This is a genomic window from Rhodococcus sp. IEGM 1354 (genome assembly GCF_030056855.1).
GTDB lineage: Bacteria > Actinomycetota > Actinomycetes > Mycobacteriales > Mycobacteriaceae > Rhodococcoides.
In genome coordinates this window covers 143,685-162,177 of sequence record NZ_JASHKT010000009.1, presented here as the reverse complement: position 1 = coordinate 162,177, position 18,493 = coordinate 143,685, and the positions used below count along the sequence as shown (strand labels likewise).

Genomic DNA, 18,493 nt, shown 5'->3' with positions numbered 1-18,493 from the left:
TGTGACGCACGTCACGCACAACTTCTGGAGGTCAGGCATGTACAGCAAGAACGGCGAGAACTACTTCATCGTGGACGCCCACGTCGCACTCTGGGATGCGCGGCAGGAGAACCAACGCAATATCCACGGCAAGCAGTTCATCGACTGCTTCTACGACTATCACCGCAACCTTTCTCCCGAGAGCGAGCTGTGGACGTACGACGAGTACCTCTACCAGGGCGGCGAGCGCCTGATGCACGACCTGTTCGATATCGGATACGTCGATCACGCCATCTTCCAGCCCGCTCACCTGGGCGAGTTCTACAAATCCGGCTTCGGGCAGACCGAGGAGGCATCCGCGCTCGCGGCGGCTCACCCGGACAAGCTCACCTACAACCATCACTTCGACCCGCGCAACGGCGAACGTGGCCTCGATCAGCTGCGTGCAGATGCAGAACGCTTCGGATTGAAAGGCGTCAAGCTGTACACCGCCGAGTGGCACGGCGATTCTCGCGGCTACAAGCTCGACGACGACTGGACGCGGCGCTACCTCGAGGTGTGCCGCGAGGTCGGTATCAAGAACATCCACGTACACAAGGGACCGACCATCCGTCCGCTCGATCGCGATGCATTCGACGTTGCTGACGTCGACCACGTGGCCACCGACTTCACCGATCTGAACTTCGTCGTGGAGCATTGCGGACTGCCACGACTCGAAGACTTCTGCTGGATCGCCACCCAGGAACCCAACGTGTACGCAGGCCTCGCCGTGGCGATCCCGTTCATGCACACGCGTCCGAAGTACTTCGGTCAGATCATGGGTGAGCTGCTCTACTGGCTGGGCGAGGACCGCATCTTCTTCTCCTCGGACTACGCGCTGTGGACGCCCAAGTGGTTGGTCGAAGGATTCGTCGACTTCCAGATCCACGAGTCACTGGACGAGTACGCGCCGATCACGCTCGAGCAGAAGAAGAAGGTGCTCGGGTTGAACGCCGCGAAGATGTACGACATCCCGGTGCCCGCCGAACTGCAGCTGCCCGACGCCGACGAAACCGAGACCGGACCGCGTCAGCCCGAGCGCGCCGACCTCGCGGCGGTGTGAGATGACCACTGCTGTGACCACCAGGAAGGACGAGGCGTACCGCGCTCTCGACGTCGTCCTGGATCCCGAATTGGACGAGCCCATCACCGATCTCGGGTTCGTCCGGTCCCTCGAGGTCGACGAGGGCACCGTCCACGTTCATCTTCGACTGCCGACGTCTTTCTGTTCGCCGAACTTCGCGTATCTGATGGCGGGAGACTCCAAGGACGTGCTGACGGCGTTGCCGTGGACCGAGCACGTTCTCGTCGAACTCGACGATCACCACGACTCGGACAAGATCAATGCCGGCCTCGCCGCCGACGCCGGCTACCGCGGCACCTTCGGACACGAGGCCGAGGAGGATCTCGACGAACTACGAGCGACGTTCCGTCGCAAGGCCTATGTGGCAGCGATGGAACGATCACTGAACGCGTGGCTGAAGGCGAACCCCGAGGCCAGTGAGCTCGACCTCGCAGTGGTAACTCTCGGCGACCTACCGGACAACCGCACGACGACGGCATTGCTGCGTCGACGCGAGTCACTGGGCCTGCGGACCGACACTGCCGCACCGGCACTGGTCGATCATGCGGGTCGTCCACACGCCGGCGACCTGACGATGGTGATGCGGCGAGCCCGCGCCACCCGCGTCTCGATCGACGGCAACGCGCACTTCTGCCGCGGATTACTGCAGACCCGCTACCCCGGAGCGGAGGAACAGCAGGTACCTCGCTCAGAAGGCGCGTTCATCCCACTCACCACATTTACTACACAGGAGCATTCTTCATGAGCACGATGCGCGCAGTCCAGGTCGTCGGCTATCACAAGAATCTGGAGATGACCGAGGTACCGATTCCCGAGGTTCGAGGCCCTCTCGACGTCATCGTCAGGATCGGCGGCGCAGGCGTGTGCCGTACCGATTTGCACATCCTCGAAGGCCAGTGGGCCGAAAAGTCGGGCGTCACACTGCCGTACACCATCGGACACGAGAACGCGGGCTGGGTGCACGCCGTCGGATCGGCCGTCACCAACGTGCGCGAGGGCGACAAGGTGATTCTGCATCCACTCGTGACGTGTGGGTTGTGCCGGGCCTGCCGGTCCGGTGACGATGTGCATTGCGAGACGAGCGATTTCCCCGGCATCGACACGAACGGTGGGTACGCAGATTACCTACGGACCAATGCGCGAACCGTCGTCAAGATCGACGATTCACTCGAACCGTCCGCGGTGGCTGCGCTGGCCGACGCAGGTTTGACGGCGTACCACGCGGCCGCGAAGGCGGCCCGGCGTCTGACACCGAGAGACAAGTGCGTCGTCATCGGAGCGGGCGGCCTCGGCCACATCGGCATCCAGGTTCTGGAGGCACTGTCGCCCGCGGAGCTCATCGTCATCGACCGCAATGCCGACGCCGTGAAACTCGCGCTCACCTTGGGGGCCGACCATGCGGTGGTCGCGGACGGCAGTCAGGTCGACCAGGTCATGGAACTCACCGGCGGCTTCGGCGCCGAGGTGGTACTCGACTTCGTCGGCGAGAACGGTTCCACCGCAGAGGGATTGATGATGACCAGACGGGCCGGCGACTATCACGTCATCGGGTACGGCGAGAACGTCGACGTGCCGACCATCGACCTGGTGTCGGCGGAGAAGAACATCGTCGGCAATCTCGTCGGGTCCTACAACGACCTGTGCGACCTGATGTCCCTCGCCGCACGCGGTGCCGTCAACCTGCACACGCAGACCTACGCACTGGACGACTTCCAGAGCGCCATCGACGACCTCGACAACGGACGGGTTCGCGGTCGCGCGATTCTCGTACCGTGAAATCGGGTAGTACCCCCCAGCACCACACCGACTACGGTCACATCGAACACAGGGAGCAACGTTGATCTTCATCACCGCCAAGTTCAAGGTCAAGCCCGAGCACGCCGACAACTGGCCCGAGATCTCACGCGATTTCACCGAAGCCTGCCAGGCCGAGGAAGGGTGCCTCTGGTACTTCTGGTCGCGCACCCTCGACGACCCCACCGAGTACGTCCTCGTGGAGGCGTTCAAGGACCCGGATGCCGGTGCTACGCACGTGAACTCGGATCACTTCAAGCAGGCCCAGAAGGATCTCCCGCCGTACCTGCAGGAGACACCGAAGATCATCAGCCAGGAAGTCGACGGCACCGACTGGAACGAACTGGGCGAGCTCGCGGTCGACTAGCTAGTCCCTTTCGCGATCCCGGACCACCTGGCCCAGCGTCATAATGGCGTCGGCGAACTGCCCGGGTAGTTCCTGAGGCGGGTTGTGGCCGCAATCGACCTGACGAACATCGATCAGGTCGGTGAAGTGCGCCGCGTGGTCCGGGCGGCCGTACAACGAGGCGACGGTGTCCTCGGTCGGATCGATCACGACCGTGGGCACCGTGATCCTCGGCTGCTGAGTCAGCAACTCCTGCGCTGCTGTGTAGGCGGCGTCCCCACCCTCGAGACCGTATCGGTGCCGGTAGGAATGCACGGATACGTCCACGAAGTCGGGGTTGTCGAACGAGGGTGCGGTGGCGGCGAATTCGGAGTCGCCGAATCTCCAGGTCGGCGACCAATCCGTCCACAGTGTCTGCGCGATCTCCGCGCGGTAGGCCGCGAGCCCGGCGCGGCCCCGGTCGGAGTGCAGGTAGTACTGGTACCAGTACCGCTTCTCGAGGTGCGGCAGCACGGGCGTGGATACTGCCGCGGCGATGTCCTGCACCAGATATCCGGAGACACTCACCAGACCCGACACCAGCTCCGGCCACAGCGCGGCGACGACGCACGCTGCTCGCCCACCCCAGTCGTAGCCGGCGACGATGGGTCGGTCCAGTGCCAGCGCGAGGATCAGCTCACGAAGGTCGTGGCCGATCGCAGCCTGTTCACCCGAGCGCATCGTGTCGGCGTCGACGAACCGGGTGGGTCCGAAGCCGCGCAGGTAGGGCACCACCACGTCGTAACCGGACTCGGCGAGCAGCCTGGCAACGTCGTCGTAGGACCTGGTGTCGTACGGAAATCCGTGCAACAGCACCACCGAGCGGCCCGCCGGATCACCGAAGCGGTCGAACGACACATCCAGCACCCCTGCGCGAATCATCATCGGTCCATGTTCGCATTGTCGCGCCGAAGGTCAGCTGCTCAGCACGTCCTGCATGCCGGGAGCGAGGACGTCGGACAGATCGGACCACGGGACGGAAATGGTGATGAGCCCGATTCCGTACGCCCCGACCTGGTAGTCCCCGAAGTGGATGTTCATCCCTTCCGGCGATGCCGTCCAGTTGCCGAAGTTGGCCACCGTCGGCTCGATGCCCGAGCGCTCGAAGCTCGCGCCCGCGCGGGTGGACGGGAGAATTGCCGCTGCTCGTTCGGACAGTCGAGACAGGCCTACATCGAGGTCGATGAAGGCATCACCGAGAGTGATCGGCTGTGCGGTATCGGCGTCGATGGTCACGGTCGCAATCAGTGAATTACCGTGCGCTCCGGGCGGTACGGCGATCCAATCGGTGATCTGTTCGGCACTGATCACGCGCCGCCCGACGTAGGTCGTACCCGTCGAGTAGCCGTCGCTGAGAGCGAAGTCGTTCCCGTAGTCACCATCGATCTGATCCTGGAGCGCGGCGCGCATCGACTCGTTGAACTCCGCCGTCACAGCGGGATTCCCGCCACTGAGCTGCGGAATCGCGACATCGTAGGTCGCACGCACGGTTGATCCCGTGACCCGGGTGCTGGCGACAACGTACGGCTCGGCAGCACTCGAGGTAGTGGTTGGCGTTGTAGACGTCGGCTCGGCGCGCTCGGTGGTGGCGGTGACATCGGTTGTGGTCGGCGCCGACGCCGGCGTGGCAGTTCCCGAGGTGGAGCAGCCTGCGAGGGCCGCTGCCAGAGCGAGTGCGACCGTCATCGAGCGGATACGGGTCATGCCCGACCCTAACCACATCGCGGCACCGGGTACCACGAATCGGGTGATCCGCAACTGGAGCTCCGCGAGGATGCCCAAATGAACGCGCTTTCATTACTAGTTTCCTTTGCGTTCACTTTCACGGTTGGTGCTGTATACATTGCGCCGTCAAGCTTCAGAAACACGATGAAAGCGCGTTCACTGGCGCACGACTTGAAAGACCGAGATGAACCACACGAAAAAACTGTTCACGGGATTGATCGTCACGGCAACGCTTCTGACCGGCGCATGTGCCCCACCGAGCGACAAAACCGACAGCGAACAGGGCGAATCGCTGGTGATCTACACCAACTCGGTCGGCGATGGGCGTGGCGAGTGGCTGTCAGAACAAGCAAAGGCAGCCGGCTTCACCTTGAACTTCGTGGATCTGGGCGGCGGAGACGTGATGAACCGGCTGACCGCAGAGAAGAACAATCCGCTCGCGGACGTCACCTTCGGACTGAACAACGTGTACTTCGAGAAGCTCAAAGCGCAGGACGTTCTCGAGCCCTACACGCCGGCATGGTCCGACGATGTCGACGCGTCATTGGGCGACGCGGACACCGATCTGTTCTGGCCGATCGTGCGCGAGCCGGTCATGCTCGTCTACAACAAAGCCGCGTACCCCAGTGCGGCAGACGCCCCGCAGGACTGGTCCGATCTCTGGACCAAGCCCCAGTTCGAGAACCGCTACGAGGTGCAGACGACTCTCGGCGGCGCGACCACCCAAATGGTCATCGCCGGAATCCTGGCTCGCTATCCAGACCCAGAAGGCGAGCTCGGTGTGAGCGCCGAGGGCTGGTCACAGATCGAGTCGTACTTCGCGAAGGGGAATCCCTCGGTCCCGGGTACCGATCTCTATGCACGCATGAAGAGTGGTGAGGTCGACGCCGGACAGATGTGGCTGGCAGGCAAACCCGCTCGCGAAGCTCAGTACGACATCGAATCCGAGGCTGTCGAGCCCGCGATAGGTGTCCCCTACGCGGTCCAGCAGGTCGCGCTGGTGAAGGGGACCAAGAAGACAGAGGAAGCGAAACGGTTCATCGACTGGTTCGGATCCGCCGACGTTCAGGCCGCCTGGTCCAACAAGTTCTTCACTGCCCCGACCAACAGAATGGCGCTGGCCACTGCCGACCAGGACGCAATCGCACAGACGGACTCGTTCACCGTTCAAGACATCGATTGGGACCTCGTCGCGCAGAACATCGACAAGTGGATCGAGAAAATCGAGCTCGAATACTCGAAGGGCTGACGGCGGTGATCACGTTCGACAAGGTCGTCGTCCGCTACGGCGACGTCACGGTACTGCCGGAATACGATCTCACGGTCGAAGAAGGTGAATTCTTCACGCTGCTCGGCCCGTCTGGATGTGGGAAGTCGACGGCGTTGCGCACCCTTGCGGGATTCGTCACGCCGCATTCGGGTGAGGTGCACGTTGCCGGTCAGAACGTGACCCACTTGCCCAGTCACCGACGCCAGATCGGGATGGTGTTCCAGAACTACGCATTGTTCCCCTCCCTCTCCGTCCGCGACAACATGGCCTTCGGCCTGAAGGCAACCGGGGTATCGGCGTCGGAGCGGGACGAGCGTGTCCGTTCCATTGCTCGCGACGTCGACCTGAGTGAGGCCATCCTGGACAAGGGCATCGCCGAACTGTCTGGCGGACAACAACAACGCGTCGCCATTGCGCGTGCTTTGGTGCTGCGCCCACGCATTCTGCTGCTCGACGAACCGCTCTCGAACCTCGACGCGAAGCTCCGCGGACAGTTGCGCGGCCAACTCAAGGAACTACAGACGCAATTCGGCATCACCACGGTTTATGTCACCCACGATCAGGACGAAGCCTTGGCCCTCAGCGACCGCATCGCAGTCATGAACGGCGGACGCATCGAACAGGTGGGCACCCCGAACCAGGTCTACACGCGGTCCTCCACCGAATTCGTCTGCAACTTCGTCGGTGAGTCGAACCGGTTGAGTACCGACATGATCGATGCTCTTCGCGCCGGCGGTGCGCAACATCTCGACCCGAGCAAGCCCAGCTACGTCCGCGTCGAGAAAGTCGCTCTCACCCCCGCGTCGGAGGCACGCCTGTTGCACGAGACGATGCGAGGAGAAATCCGTTCTCGGAGTTACCACGGGCTGTACAGCTCGTACCACATCGATACGGCCGGTGGACCGTTGCGCAGCATCGTTCCGGAAAGCGCCGGCCGCGTTTTCGACAAGGGTGACGTGGTGGACATCGACGTCGATGCTCGCGACGTCCTTCAGTACGAGGACGCGGCATGAACAGATCTGCCGGGCAACTCCTCCGTTCACCGCTGTTCTCGATTGTCGGGGCCGCGCTGCTCTGGTTCATCGGAGCGTTTCTGATCTATCCGAATCTGCGCCTGCTCGGCCAAGTCTTTCTCCCCGGCGGAAATCCGAGTTTCAGTGCAATCGAACGTCTTTCGTCCTCGGATCGAGCAATGGCGTCATTGCGCAACAGCCTTCTGCTGGCGATCGTATTGTCGGTCACCGTCAACGCAGTGGGCATCTTCATCGTGCTGGTGACCCGCTATTTCGATATCCGCGGCTCGAGGATTCTTTCCATCGGCTATGCCACGACGCTGATCTACGGTGGCATCGTTCTCGTCGCCGGCTACAAGTTCATCTACGGACAGAACGGAATCGTCACCACCGCCGTCCGGCGACTGTGGCCCGGTCTCGATGCCGGCTGGTTCAGCGGAATGTTTGCTGTCGCGTTCGTGATGACGTTCGCCTCCACCGGTTATCACCTACTCTTCTTGAGCAGCGCCATGGCGAAGGTCGACTTCTCGACCATCGAGGCCGCGAAAATGATGGGCGCGTCCAATTGGTCCGTACTGCGATCTGTAGTTCTACCGACGCTGCGGCCGATGATCTTTGCCATCACCATCCTCACCTTTCTGGGCGGTCTCGGCGCACTGGCAGCACCACAGGTGCTGGGCGGTCAGGACTTTCAGACGATTACGCCCTTGATTCTCGCGTTCGCCAGCGCTCCGAGTTCGCGTGATCTTGCGGCTACGCTCGCCATCGTCCTCGGCCTTGCCACAATCGTGCTGCTGATGGTGATGAACAAGCTGGAAAAAGGGGGGACGTACTTCTCTGTCTCGAAAGTACCTGCCACGATGAAAAAGCAGAAGATCGAAAATCCGGTGGTCAACGCGATCGTGCATGCGGTGGCTTACGTGCTGTTCGCCGTGTACACACTGCCGCCTCTGCTGATCATCATATTCTCGTTCACCGACTCCGCCGCGATCCAAAGTGCCAGCCTGTCGTGGGACAGCTTCACGCTGAGCAACTACGCGCAGGTGTTCACCGACTACACCCACCTGTGGCCATTGCTCGTCAGCATCGGTTACAGCGCCGCAGCCACGGCCGTCGTGGTCTTCGGAATGCTGTTCGTAGCGCGGATCGTGCAGCGCTATCGAAATCCGATCACCAGCGCGATTCAGTACCTGCTGCTCATTCCCTGGATTCTGCCGTCCACCATGATCGCGCTCGGACTGATCATTGCGTTCGACCACAGCGAATGGATGGTCGGCAACGCAGTGCTCACCGGGACAGTGTCGATCCTCGCAATCGCGTACGTGATCGTGAAGATCCCGTTCACCATGCGGGTATTGCAGGCGGCGTACGCGTCGGTGCCCGATCAGCTCGAGGAAGCGGCGGCGATCCTCGGCGCGAGTACGTTCACCACGTTTCGCCGCGTGTTGTTTCCCATCGTCGCACCCACTGCGGCTGCCGTCGCCGCACTGAATTTCAACAGCCTGCTCGACGACTACGACATGGCCGTCTTCCTGTCTCACCCGCTTTATCAGCCGCTCGGCATCGTGATCAAGAACGCGACGACCTCGGAAACACTCAACGACGCCACCGCCCTGACCTTCGTCTACACCGTCATTCTGATGGTGATCACAGGAACGACGATGTATCTGGTGTACGGAAGAACGAGCCACTCCCGTGGTAGCGAAAGATACCGTCGCGCACAGGCTCTCGAACCCGAAGGCACTACCCACACCCCGACGCGGACGCTCGTGACCACCGTCGCAGCACCAGTGTTGTCCGGCGCAATACAGGAGAAATGATGTTCGGTTCACCGCAGTACGCCCAGGAGAACGCCACTATCAACACCGCACTCGCCCTTCGGCGTCCACTAGTCGCGGTGCACCGGGGAACGGGACTCGGGTCGATCGCCGAGAACACCCAGGCAGCTGTTGTCGCTGCGGTCCGGCAGGGCGCAGACATGGTCGAATTCGACGTCGTGCGATCGACCGACGGCGAGTTCTTCCTGTTTCACGACGGGTACGAGGCCCTGCATTTCGGCTTCGAGGACAAGATCGGCACACTGACGGCCGAGCAGATTCGGGCGCTGCGTTACCGGTGGAATTCCGACGAACCGTACGGGGTCACAGCGCTTGCCGACGTCTTGAACAACCACCCCGACACCCTGTTCAACGTCGATCGGTCGTGGTGGTTCTGGGATACGCTCCTGCCCTACCTGGACCGGTTCGCAATCGACGGTCGAGTGCTACTGAAATGTCCGGTCGAGACCGTCTGGCTCGACGCGTTGGCGGCACATCCCGTCAAGTACAGCCTCGCCCCCATAGCGCGCACCCACCAAGAGGTGCTCCAGGTACTCGCCCGAGATGACGTCAACACCATTGGAATCGAATTGATCGCGGATCGGCCCGGTCACGAATTTGCGACACCCGACTACACCGAATGGCTGCACGCGCAGGGCAAGCTGGTGTTCCTGAGCGCGTTGACCATGCGCAGTCGGGACCACTTGTTCTGTGGGTGGGACGACGAGACATCGATACTCCGCGGCCCGGAGTTCGGGTGGGACCGGCTGACCGCACTCGATCCCGACATCATTCAGACCGACTGGCCGGGCCTGCTCATCGGCCATCTTCGTTCGACCGCGACGTACGACTCGCCATCGCGGTCGCAGTAATGTCCGCGGAGTGAGCGACAAGAACGCGGGCAAGCCCGATTCCCGAAACGGCAGTTCGACGCTCGGCGTGAAAATGGACGACGTAGCTCGTCTCGCGGGAGTCTCGCGCGCCACGGTCTCGCGGGTGCTGACCGGCACGGCACCCGTCTCCGAGGAAACCCGAGAGCGAGTGCATCGCGCGGTCCGGGAATTGAGCTACGTGCCGAATATGAATGCGCAGGGGCTGGCCGGCAAGGCGTCGGGCCTCATCGGTCTGATGCTGCGAGATCCGGCGAACCCGGCCTACGGATTGCTGCATGCGGAGTTGCAGACTGCGGTCGCTCGACGCAACCTGCAGCTGATCACCACGAGCCCTGCCGTAGGTGAGCGGGCCGACAGTGAATTGCTTGCGCTGCACCGAATGCTGGGGATGCGCGTCAGCGGCCTCATGGTCGCTACCGGGGTGGTGTCCGCCCACGACCTCGAGCCGTTTCTCGCATCTGTACCCGTGATTTCGGTAGGCAGGGTGGAGGATCATCCCGCCATTCATGCCGTGTCCAACGACGAGGACACCAACGGCGCGATCATCGCCGATCAGGTCGCGTCGAACGGGCACCGAGACGTTGCCGTTCTCATCCCCTCGCGCATGCTGTCGGTCAACGAGAACCGGCGCGGCACGGCCATCGCCGCGCACCTCGACGGGCGGGGAGTGCGTGTACGCCGCTTGACGGCAGACGTTTTCGGATCGACCCACGATCGGCTCGACGACGTCATGACATTGGCTCGCAGCCATGACATCACCGCCGCCATGTTTCCGAACGACGCACGCGCTGTGTCCTGCCTCGAACGTGCGCGTGCAGAAGGCCTCGACGTTCCACGAGACCTCTCGGTCACCGGCCTGGACGGCGCCGCCATGGGCATCGAACTCATCGGTCTGGCGACAGTGCGACTGTCGGTGAAACAGGTTGCCGAGCGCGCCGTGCAGTTGATGGCCGAACTGCTCCACGACCGCGCTTCGGTCCCGGTTCGACACGAGGTCGTTCGCGGCACCTTCGTCCCGGGCACCAGCCTGTCCGCCCCCAGCCGTACCTCGTGATGGCACTGATTTCCGTATCCGAAAGGCCGCACACCGATGACCGAAATCCGTACCCCGATCGAGTCCGTCGTCTTCGACTTCTCGGGAACACTGTTCCGCCTCGAACCGACGTCCGACTGGAACACCCCTGATCTCAGTCCCGACGAACTCGACACCGTCGTGAGCTGGCTGACCGAACCCGCAGGTCCTCCCGTGCCGTTGAACGACGAAGACCACCGAGCGTGGGAGCTCCGCGATCTCGACCCGTCCATGCATCGCAGTGTTTACACCGAGATCCTCGAAAGATTCGACGCATCCTCGGGAGTCGACGTGCTACCGATGCTCGACGTCCTCGTCGATCCTCTTCGGTGGACGCCGTACCCCGACACCGGTGCAGTACTCGAAAAACTCTGCACCGCAGGAATTCCGGTCGCGGTGCTGAGCAATATCTCGTTCGATATCCGTCCCGCGTTCACATCGCGCGGCTGGGATCGGTGGATCGAGAGCTTCGTCCTGTCCTACGAACTCGGCGCAGGCAAGCCCGATCCGACCGCGTTCACCACGGCGATCGAACGAATCGGAGGACGACCGGAAAAGACCTTGATGATCGGAGACAGTCCCGGGACAGACGGCGCAGCAGCGTCGGTCGGTTGCGCCGTCTCGCTCGTCGAGTCGCTTCCGACAGGCCTGCGGTCCGACGGTCTTGCGAACGCACTGGCAAAACACCACATCGAAGTCTGACGCCGCGATTCGAACACGAAAAAGCCCGGCACCTCGAAAGGTGCCGGGCTTCTTCAGTGCAAGACGGGACTCAGAAGTCCATGCCGCCCATGCCACCGGTCGGATCGCCAGCGGGCGCTCCGGCCTTCTCGGGCTTGTCGGCGACGACGGCCTCGGTGGTGAGGAACAGAGCCGCGATGGACGCTGCGTTCTGCAGCGCCGAGCGGGTGACCTTGACCGGGTCGTTGATGCCTGCAGCGAGCAGGTCCTCGTACTCGTTGGTCGCGGCGTTGAGGCCGTGACCTGCGGGCAGGTTGGAGACCTTGTCCGCAACGACGCCGGGCTCGAGGCCTGCGTTGAATGCGATCTGCTTGAGCGGGGCGGACAGTGCGACGCGAACGATGTTCACGCCGGTTGCCTCGTCACCGTCGAGCTTGAGGTTGTCGAGTGCGGGCGCTGCCTGGAGCAGTGCCACGCCGCCACCGGCGACGATGCCTTCTTCGACGGCTGCCTTGGCGTTACGCACTGCATCTTCGATGCGGTGCTTGCGCTCCTTGAGCTCGACCTCGGTTGCCGCTCCGGCCTTGATGACTGCAACGCCACCGGCCAGCTTGGCCAGGCGCTCCTGCAGCTTCTCGCGGTCGTAGTCGGAATCGGAGTTCTCGATCTCGGCGCGGATCTGGTTGACGCGACCGGCGATGGCGTCGGAATCTCCCGAGCCTTCGACGATGGTGGTCTCGTCCTTGGTGATGACGACCTTGCGTGCCTGACCGAGCAGCTCGAGTCCGGCGGTCTCCAGGGAGAGGCCGACCTCTTCGCTGATGACCTCGCCGCCCGTGAGGATGGCGATGTCGGCGAGCTGCGCCTTGCGACGGTCACCGAATCCGGGAGCCTTGACGGCGACGGACTTGAAGGTGCCACGGATCTTGTTCACCACGAGGGTGGAGAGAGCTTCGCCCTCGACGTCCTCGGCGATGATGACGAGCGGCTTGCCGGACTGGATGACCTTCTCCAGCAGCGGCAGCAGGTCCTTGACGGTGCTGATCTTGGAGCTGACGAGCAGGATGTACGCGTCTTCGAGGACGGCTTCCTGACGCTCTGCATCGGTGGCGAAGTACGCCGAGATGTAGCCCTTGTCGAAGCGCATGCCCTCGGTGAGCTCGAGCTGCAGTCCGAAGGTGTTGGACTCCTCGACCGTGATGACGCCTTCCTTGCCGACCTTGTCCATTGCCTCGGCGATGAGCTCGCCGATGGACGGGTCGCCTGCGGAGATGCCAGCGGTAGCAGCGATCTGCTCCTTGGTGTCGATCTCCTTGGCGGACGCGAGCAGCGACTCGGTGACGGCTGCAACAGCCTTCTCGATGCCGCGCTTGAGGCCGAGCGGGTTCGCGCCGGCTGCGACGTTGCGCAGGCCTTCACGGACGAGTGCCTGAGCGAGAACGGTAGCGGTGGTGGTGCCGTCGCCTGCGACGTCGTCGGTCTTCTTGGCGACCTCCTTGACGAGCTCGGCACCGATCTTCTCGTAGGGATCTTCGAGCTCGATCTCCTTGGCGATGGAAACACCATCGTTGGTGATCGTGGGAGCTCCCCACTTCTTCTCGAGTACGACGTTGCGACCCTTGGGGCCCAACGTCACCTTTACTGCGTCGGCGAGGGCATTGAGGCCTCGCTCGAGGCCACGGCGTGCCTCTTCGTCGAACGCGATGATCTTGGCCATTGCGAAGTGATCCTCCGGATTGGGGGTGACACATTGCTGGCCGAGCTCGGTGCCCGCGACGGACGACCAGGGGTGTCGTTGATTCCCCGGCCTCACCGTGTCCCGACCTGGCACTCACGTGTCGAGAGTGCCAACTGCATTTCTAGCACTCGCCCATGGTGAGTGCAAGGTCGTCCGCCGCCAGCGAACCACCGCACCCCCCATGCTCGACGCCACCGCGGGACGACGGTCTCGAGCAGATGCTCAGCAGACCCGGCATTCGTCACACACTGTTCACACCCGTACGCATTGTTAACATCGCAAAACCGTGCATCGAACCCGCGACGCTAATACCGTTGAGCGACAACGGTTTCGACACCCGAAAAATTCGGACAAACCCCCGCAAAAGCGACAGTGAGGATCGAACATGTCCGATACGGTCGACACGTCGTACGACAACTCGGCGATGGACCACGAGGAAGAGGGCTACCACAAGGGCCTCAAACCTCGACAGTTGCAGATGATCGCGATCGGTGGCGCAATCGGCACCGGCCTGTTCCTCGGTGCGGGCGGACGCCTCGCCAGTGCCGGGCCCGGCCTGTTCCTCGCCTACGCCCTCTGTGGAATTTTCGTCTTCTTCATTCTCCGTGCCCTCGGCGAGTTGGTGTTGCACCGCCCGTCGTCGGGCAGCTTCGTCTCGTACGCTCGCGAGTTCTTCGGCGAGAAGGCTGCATTCGTCGCCGGGTGGATGTACTTCCTCAACTGGGCGATGACGGCCATCGTAGACGTCACCGCCATCGCGACGTACATGCATTACTGGGGAAGTTTCGAGGTGATTCCGCAGTGGGCCATCGCGCTGGTCGCACTGGTTCTGGTGATGAGCCTGAACCTGGTGTCGGTCAAGTGGTTCGGTGAGATGGAATTCTGGGCGGCCATGATCAAGGTCATCGCGCTGGTGACCTTCTTGATCGTCGGCATCGTCTTCTTGGCCGGCCGCATCCCCGTCGGCTCCGAGATGCCCGGAATCAGCTTGATCACCGACAACGGCGGCCTGTTCCCGTCCGGCGCATGGCCGCTGGTGATCGTCATCTCGGGCGTCGTGTTCGCCTATGCAGCAGTGGAATTGGTGGGCACCGCGGCCGGTGAGACCGAGAACCCGGAGAAGATCATGCCGCGGGCGATCAACTCGGTCATCGCACGTATCGCACTGTTCTACGTCGGCTCGCTCGTACTGCTCGCCCTGCTGATGCCGTACACCGCATACCAGTCCGGAACGTCGCCGTTCGTGACGTTCTTCTCGAGCATCGGCCTCGGCGGCGCGGGCACCATCATGAACATCGTGGTGCTCACGGCGGCACTGTCTTCCCTGAACGCCGGCCTGTACTCGACCGGCCGCATCCTGCGGTCGATGGCGATGAACGGTAGTGCACCGGAGTTCACCAAGAAGATGACCAAGGGCGGAGTGCCGTTCGGCGGCATTCTGCTGACCTGCTTCATCACCCTGTTCGGTGTCGCCCTCAACGCCATCGCCCCGGGCGAAGCGTTCGAGATCGTGCTGAACATGTCCGCACTGGGCATCATCGCCAGCTGGGCGACCATCGTGCTGTGCCAGATTCAGCTGTACCGCTGGTCCAAGAAGGGCATCCTGAAGCGGCCCAAGTTCCGACTGTTCGGTGCGCCGTACACGAGCTACGCGACGCTGGTATTCCTGTTCGGCGTGCTGGTGCTGATGGCCTTCGACGCCCCGATCGGCTCGTGGACCATCGCGACCCTCGTCGTCATCATCCCCGCACTCATCGGCGGCTGGTTCCTGGTGCGCACCAAGGTGCTCTCGGTGGCCGAGGAACGAATGGGCTACACCGGTCAGTACCCGGTGGTGGCAAACCGTCCGACCGAACCGGAGGAGTGACCCTTACACCCCGAAGAACTGGGCCCCGCATCGACTCGATGCGGGGCCCTGCTCATGGAGTCAGGAAAACCTGAGCCATCTCGATCGAGTGAACGGTGAGCGCCGCACGGGCGGTTCCGGAACCCCGGCAGAGATGGCGGCAGCAACAGCGTCGGCCAGTTCCACACAGGTCTCGAAACGATCGGCCGGGTCCTTGGCCAACGCGCGTGCGACCACCGCGTCGAGACCCCGCGGCAGTGATCGCCGACGCCTCGTCACCGCAGGCGGTTCGGCCGACAGATGTGCGGCGGTGATCGCGAGCGGCGTGGCCATGGGGTACGGCGTTCGCCCGGTCAGCAATTCGACCAGCGTCGCGCCCAATGCGTAGACGTCGGTCTGCGCGCTCAGCACTCCCCCGCGAAGCAGTTCCGGTGCCGCGTAATGGATGGACGCCAGCACCGTTCCGCCGACGACCAGCGGCGTCGAGTCGTCGACCAGACGCGCAATTCCCCAGTCGGACAACAACACCTGTTCGTAGCCGTCCACTCGCTCGGTGGAGATGAGGATGTTCGACGGCTTGACGTCGCGGTGCAGAACGCCGTTCGAGTGGGCGTAGTCGAGCCCCTTGGCCACCTCGGCGACGATGCGCGCCACACGGGAGATGTCGAGAGCGATCTGACCGCGAGCGACCAACCGCGCCGCGCTGTACCCGTCGACGTAGTGCATCGACATCCACAACTGGCCCTCGAACTCACCGTGTTCGTGCACCGACACGATGTTCGGATGCACCAGCAGCTCGGCCACCGTGGCCTCGGTCCGAAATTTGGTGCGCAGTCGCGGCGAGCGCGAGGCGTCGCGGTCGAGGATCTTCAGAGCTTCGAGCCGATCGTGGCCGCGGCCGAGTACGAGGTACACCTCACTCATGCCGCCGACCCCGAGGCGACGCTGCACCCTGAAACCGGCGAAGTCGGTACCCGGCTGCAACCGTCCGGGCGTCATGGAATCACCTGCTGTGCAGCCTCACTCACAGCCCACAGGCTCACGAGAGGGACGATCGGACGAGTCCGCAGCATCGACAGAACTGTAGTCCGCAGGGCACATTCCGGCGACTCGGTGGTGCCGCGAGAGCGTGCAGCAGTTTCGCCACCAGCGCCGATGTCGCTTATGGTGTTTACCGGTACTTGACCGAAACAAGAGAAATACAACGGCATACCGATAGTGGTCAGCCGATCACCGTGACTCGAGTTCTAAGGAAGTCAAGTAAATGAAAGCAGTGAAGGAAGCGTGGGGAGGGCTGCTGAAGCCGGTCTTCGTACCCGCCTCCGTCGTCATCTTCGTCATGATCACCTTCTCGGTGATCTACGCAGGCACCGCCGCGGACGCGTTCGACAAGCTCAACAAGGCCATCACGAACGGCGTCGGCTGGTGGTACATCCTCGTCACCACCGGGTTCGTCGTCTTCGCGCTGTACTGCGGACTGAGCAAGGTCGGCAATATCCGTCTCGGACGTGACGACGAGAAGCCGGAGTTCGGAGTCCTGTCGTGGTTCGCCATGCTGTTCAGCGCCGGCATGGGCATCGGCCTGGTGTTCTACGGCGTCGCCGAGCCTTTGTCGCACTACGTCACACCACCCGAAGCCGGTGGCGTTCCCGGCAGCACCGACCCTGCCGCCCGTCAGGCGATGGAGCTGACCCTGTTCCACTGGGGCCTGCACGCCTGGGCGATCTACGTCGTGGTCGGACTCGGGTTGGCCTACATGACGTACCGCAAGGGACGACCGCTGTCCGTGCGTTGGCTGCTCGAGCCGCTCCTGGGACGCAAGCGCATCGAGGGTGGCATCGGCCATGCGATCGACGCCGTCGCCATCATCGGCACGTTGTTCGGCGTGGCCACCTCGCTCGGGTTCGGCGTGCAGCAGATCTCGGCCGGCCTCGAATACCTGGGTTGGGTCGATACCAACAATTGGGTGACGGTCATCATCATCGCGTTCGTCACCGGTCTTGCCACGTTCTCCGTGGTGTCGGGCGTCTCTCGAGGGCTCAAATGGCTCTCGAACATCAACATGGGAATGGCCGCGGCGCTGGCCGTCTTCGTCCTGATCGCCGGACCGAGCCTGTTTCTCATGCAGTCGTGGGTGCAGAACCTCGGTGGCTACATTCAAGCGTTGCCAGAGTTGATGCTGCGCACGTCACCGTTCTCCGACGACGGCTGGACCGGCGACTGGACCATCTTCTACTGGGGCTGGTGGATGAGCTGGGCACCGTTCGTGGGCATGTTCATCGCCCGCATCTCACGCGGCCGCACCATCCGTGAGTTCGTGTTCGGAGTGCTGCTGGCACCGACCATCATCGGCTCGCTGTGGTTCACGATCTTCGGTGATGCCGGCATCCTGCGTCAGCGCGAGAACGGCGACCTGTTGGTCGACGGTGCCGTCGACACCAACACGAGTCTGTTTCAGCTGCTCGACACGTTGCCGTTGGCCACGATCAGCAGCGTGCTGGCGATCTTCGTCATCGTGTTCTTCTTCGTGACCTCCTCGGACTCCGGCTCGCTGGTGATCGACATCCTCTCCACCGGTGGCGATCTCGAACCCCCGAAGATCACCCGTGTGTACTGGTCCATTCTCGAGGGCGTGGCAGCAACGGTGCTGCTCCTCATCGGCGGGACAGGATCGTTGACGGCCCTGCAGACGATGTCGATAGCCACGGCGGTTCCGTTCTCGATCGTGTTGGTGCTGGCATGCGTGTCGATGCTCAAGGCCTTCCGCTACGACGTCGCCACCACCCCGCGGTACTTGCGCGTCTCCGCGACACCCGATGTCGGGGAGGACGAGCCGGAGACCGCACCGGTGTCACCGGCAGCACGCAAGCGAGTGAGTGCCGGGATTTCGTCGACGTTCTCCGGCCTGGCACCGTCTCGGGAAGGAATGACGCCGCCGCGCACGGACGGAAGCGTCGTACTGGCGGTGCACGAGGTGCCCACCGAACAACTCGAGATTCACCCCGAGACGGGTGCGGTCGAGTACTCCGGCGACAACGCGCCGGTCGATCCCCTGGGCGGCGAAGTGTTCGACACTCAGGAGTTCGCAGATTCGGCCGAAGGCCAGAACGTCAGCAAGAACGCGGACTGAACGCCTTCTCACCCACCGATCTCTGGC

Annotated in this window: 16 protein-coding genes; 12 read left to right on the top strand and 4 right to left on the bottom strand. The window is 62.9% G+C overall.

The genetic code is table 11. The features are described 5' to 3' along the window. Nucleotides 1-37 precede the first annotated feature (37 nt). From QM588_RS19700 to QM588_RS19685, 4 genes are all read left to right on the top strand, one after another. On the top strand, nucleotides 38-1,081 hold the full coding sequence (locus tag QM588_RS19700; RefSeq protein ID WP_283315827.1) for an amidohydrolase family protein: 1,044 nt from the start codon (nucleotides 38-40) through the stop codon (nucleotides 1,079-1,081). Nucleotide 1,082: 1 nt separating this feature from the next. Further along, the gene (locus tag QM588_RS19695) at nucleotides 1,083-1,847 is read left to right on the top strand and encodes an iron-sulfur cluster assembly protein (RefSeq protein WP_283315826.1); all 765 of its coding nucleotides are present in this window, start codon (nucleotides 1,083-1,085) and stop codon (nucleotides 1,845-1,847) included. 5 nt (nucleotides 1,848-1,852) lie between these two features. Continuing rightward, nucleotides 1,853-2,878: an NAD(P)-dependent alcohol dehydrogenase gene (locus QM588_RS19690; protein ID WP_283315920.1), complete on the top strand. Its 1,026-nt coding sequence runs from the start codon at nucleotides 1,853-1,855 to the stop codon at nucleotides 2,876-2,878. Between the two features lie 61 nt (nucleotides 2,879-2,939). Further along, on the top strand, nucleotides 2,940-3,263 hold the full coding sequence (locus tag QM588_RS19685; protein ID WP_027498443.1) for a putative quinol monooxygenase: 324 nt from the start codon (nucleotides 2,940-2,942) through the stop codon (nucleotides 3,261-3,263). Here QM588_RS19685 and QM588_RS19680 read toward each other — a convergent pair whose 3' ends face one another. Both QM588_RS19680 and QM588_RS19675 read right to left on the bottom strand, forming a co-directional pair. Further along, the gene (locus QM588_RS19680) at nucleotides 3,264-4,166 is read right to left on the bottom strand and encodes an alpha/beta fold hydrolase (protein ID WP_283315825.1); all 903 of its coding nucleotides are present in this window, start codon (nucleotides 4,164-4,166) and stop codon (nucleotides 3,264-3,266) included. It abuts the gene before it with no gap. Between the two features lie 30 nt (nucleotides 4,167-4,196). After that, nucleotides 4,197-4,985 (bottom strand): RsiV family protein, encoded by a 789-nt coding sequence (locus QM588_RS19675; protein ID WP_283315824.1) that lies wholly within the window; start codon nucleotides 4,983-4,985, stop codon nucleotides 4,197-4,199. 205 nt (nucleotides 4,986-5,190) lie between these two features. Here QM588_RS19675 and QM588_RS19670 point away from each other — a divergent pair, with 205 nt between their 5' ends. The 6 genes from QM588_RS19670 to QM588_RS19645 are packed head-to-tail and all read left to right on the top strand — an operon-like array spanning nucleotide 5,191 to nucleotide 11,773. Next, complete coding sequence (locus QM588_RS19670; RefSeq protein ID WP_283315821.1) at nucleotides 5,191-6,255, top strand: extracellular solute-binding protein; 1,065 nt, start codon at nucleotides 5,191-5,193, stop codon at nucleotides 6,253-6,255. Then, nucleotides 6,216-7,289 (top strand): ABC transporter ATP-binding protein, encoded by a 1,074-nt coding sequence (locus QM588_RS19665; protein ID WP_201011051.1) that lies wholly within the window; start codon nucleotides 6,216-6,218, stop codon nucleotides 7,287-7,289. The genes QM588_RS19670 and QM588_RS19665 overlap by 40 nt, the downstream gene beginning before the upstream one ends. Next, nucleotides 7,286-9,109, top strand: coding sequence for an ABC transporter permease (locus QM588_RS19660; RefSeq protein ID WP_283315817.1), 1,824 nt, complete (start codon nucleotides 7,286-7,288; stop codon nucleotides 9,107-9,109). The genes QM588_RS19665 and QM588_RS19660 overlap by 4 nt, the downstream gene beginning before the upstream one ends. Next, a complete protein-coding gene (locus QM588_RS19655) occupies nucleotides 9,109-9,978 on the top strand; it encodes a glycerophosphodiester phosphodiesterase family protein (RefSeq protein ID WP_283315815.1) in 870 nt (289 codons plus the stop codon). The genes QM588_RS19660 and QM588_RS19655 overlap by 1 nt, the downstream gene beginning before the upstream one ends. 10 nt (nucleotides 9,979-9,988) lie before the next feature. Beyond that, the gene (locus QM588_RS19650) at nucleotides 9,989-11,053 is read left to right on the top strand and encodes a LacI family DNA-binding transcriptional regulator (protein WP_283315814.1); all 1,065 of its coding nucleotides are present in this window, start codon (nucleotides 9,989-9,991) and stop codon (nucleotides 11,051-11,053) included. Between the two features lie 36 nt (nucleotides 11,054-11,089). Beyond that, nucleotides 11,090-11,773 carry an HAD family hydrolase gene (locus QM588_RS19645; protein ID WP_283315812.1) on the top strand — a complete coding sequence of 228 codons (684 nt, stop codon included), beginning with the start codon at nucleotides 11,090-11,092 and terminating at the stop codon, nucleotides 11,771-11,773. 70 nt (nucleotides 11,774-11,843) lie between these two features. On the opposite strand, the gene groL is transcribed toward QM588_RS19645, so the two are convergent. Then, nucleotides 11,844-13,469, bottom strand: coding sequence for a chaperonin GroEL (gene groL, locus QM588_RS19640; RefSeq protein WP_008713461.1), 1,626 nt, complete (start codon nucleotides 13,467-13,469; stop codon nucleotides 11,844-11,846). A 406-nt stretch (nucleotides 13,470-13,875) separates the two neighbouring features. Here groL and QM588_RS19635 point away from each other — a divergent pair, with 406 nt between their 5' ends. Continuing rightward, entirely contained in the window at nucleotides 13,876-15,357 is a 1,482-nt protein-coding gene (locus QM588_RS19635; RefSeq protein ID WP_222075024.1) for an amino acid permease, read from the top strand. Nucleotides 15,358-15,417: 60 nt separating this feature from the next. Here the strand turns inward: QM588_RS19635 and QM588_RS19630 are convergent, their stop codons facing one another. After that, on the bottom strand, nucleotides 15,418-16,335 hold the full coding sequence (locus QM588_RS19630; RefSeq protein WP_283315809.1) for a serine/threonine-protein kinase: 918 nt from the start codon (nucleotides 16,333-16,335) through the stop codon (nucleotides 15,418-15,420). Nucleotides 16,336-16,600: 265 nt separating this feature from the next. Here QM588_RS19630 and QM588_RS19625 point away from each other — a divergent pair, with 265 nt between their 5' ends. After that, entirely contained in the window at nucleotides 16,601-18,466 is a 1,866-nt protein-coding gene (locus QM588_RS19625) for a BCCT family transporter (protein ID WP_283315808.1), read from the top strand. Nucleotides 18,467-18,493 lie beyond the last annotated feature (27 nt).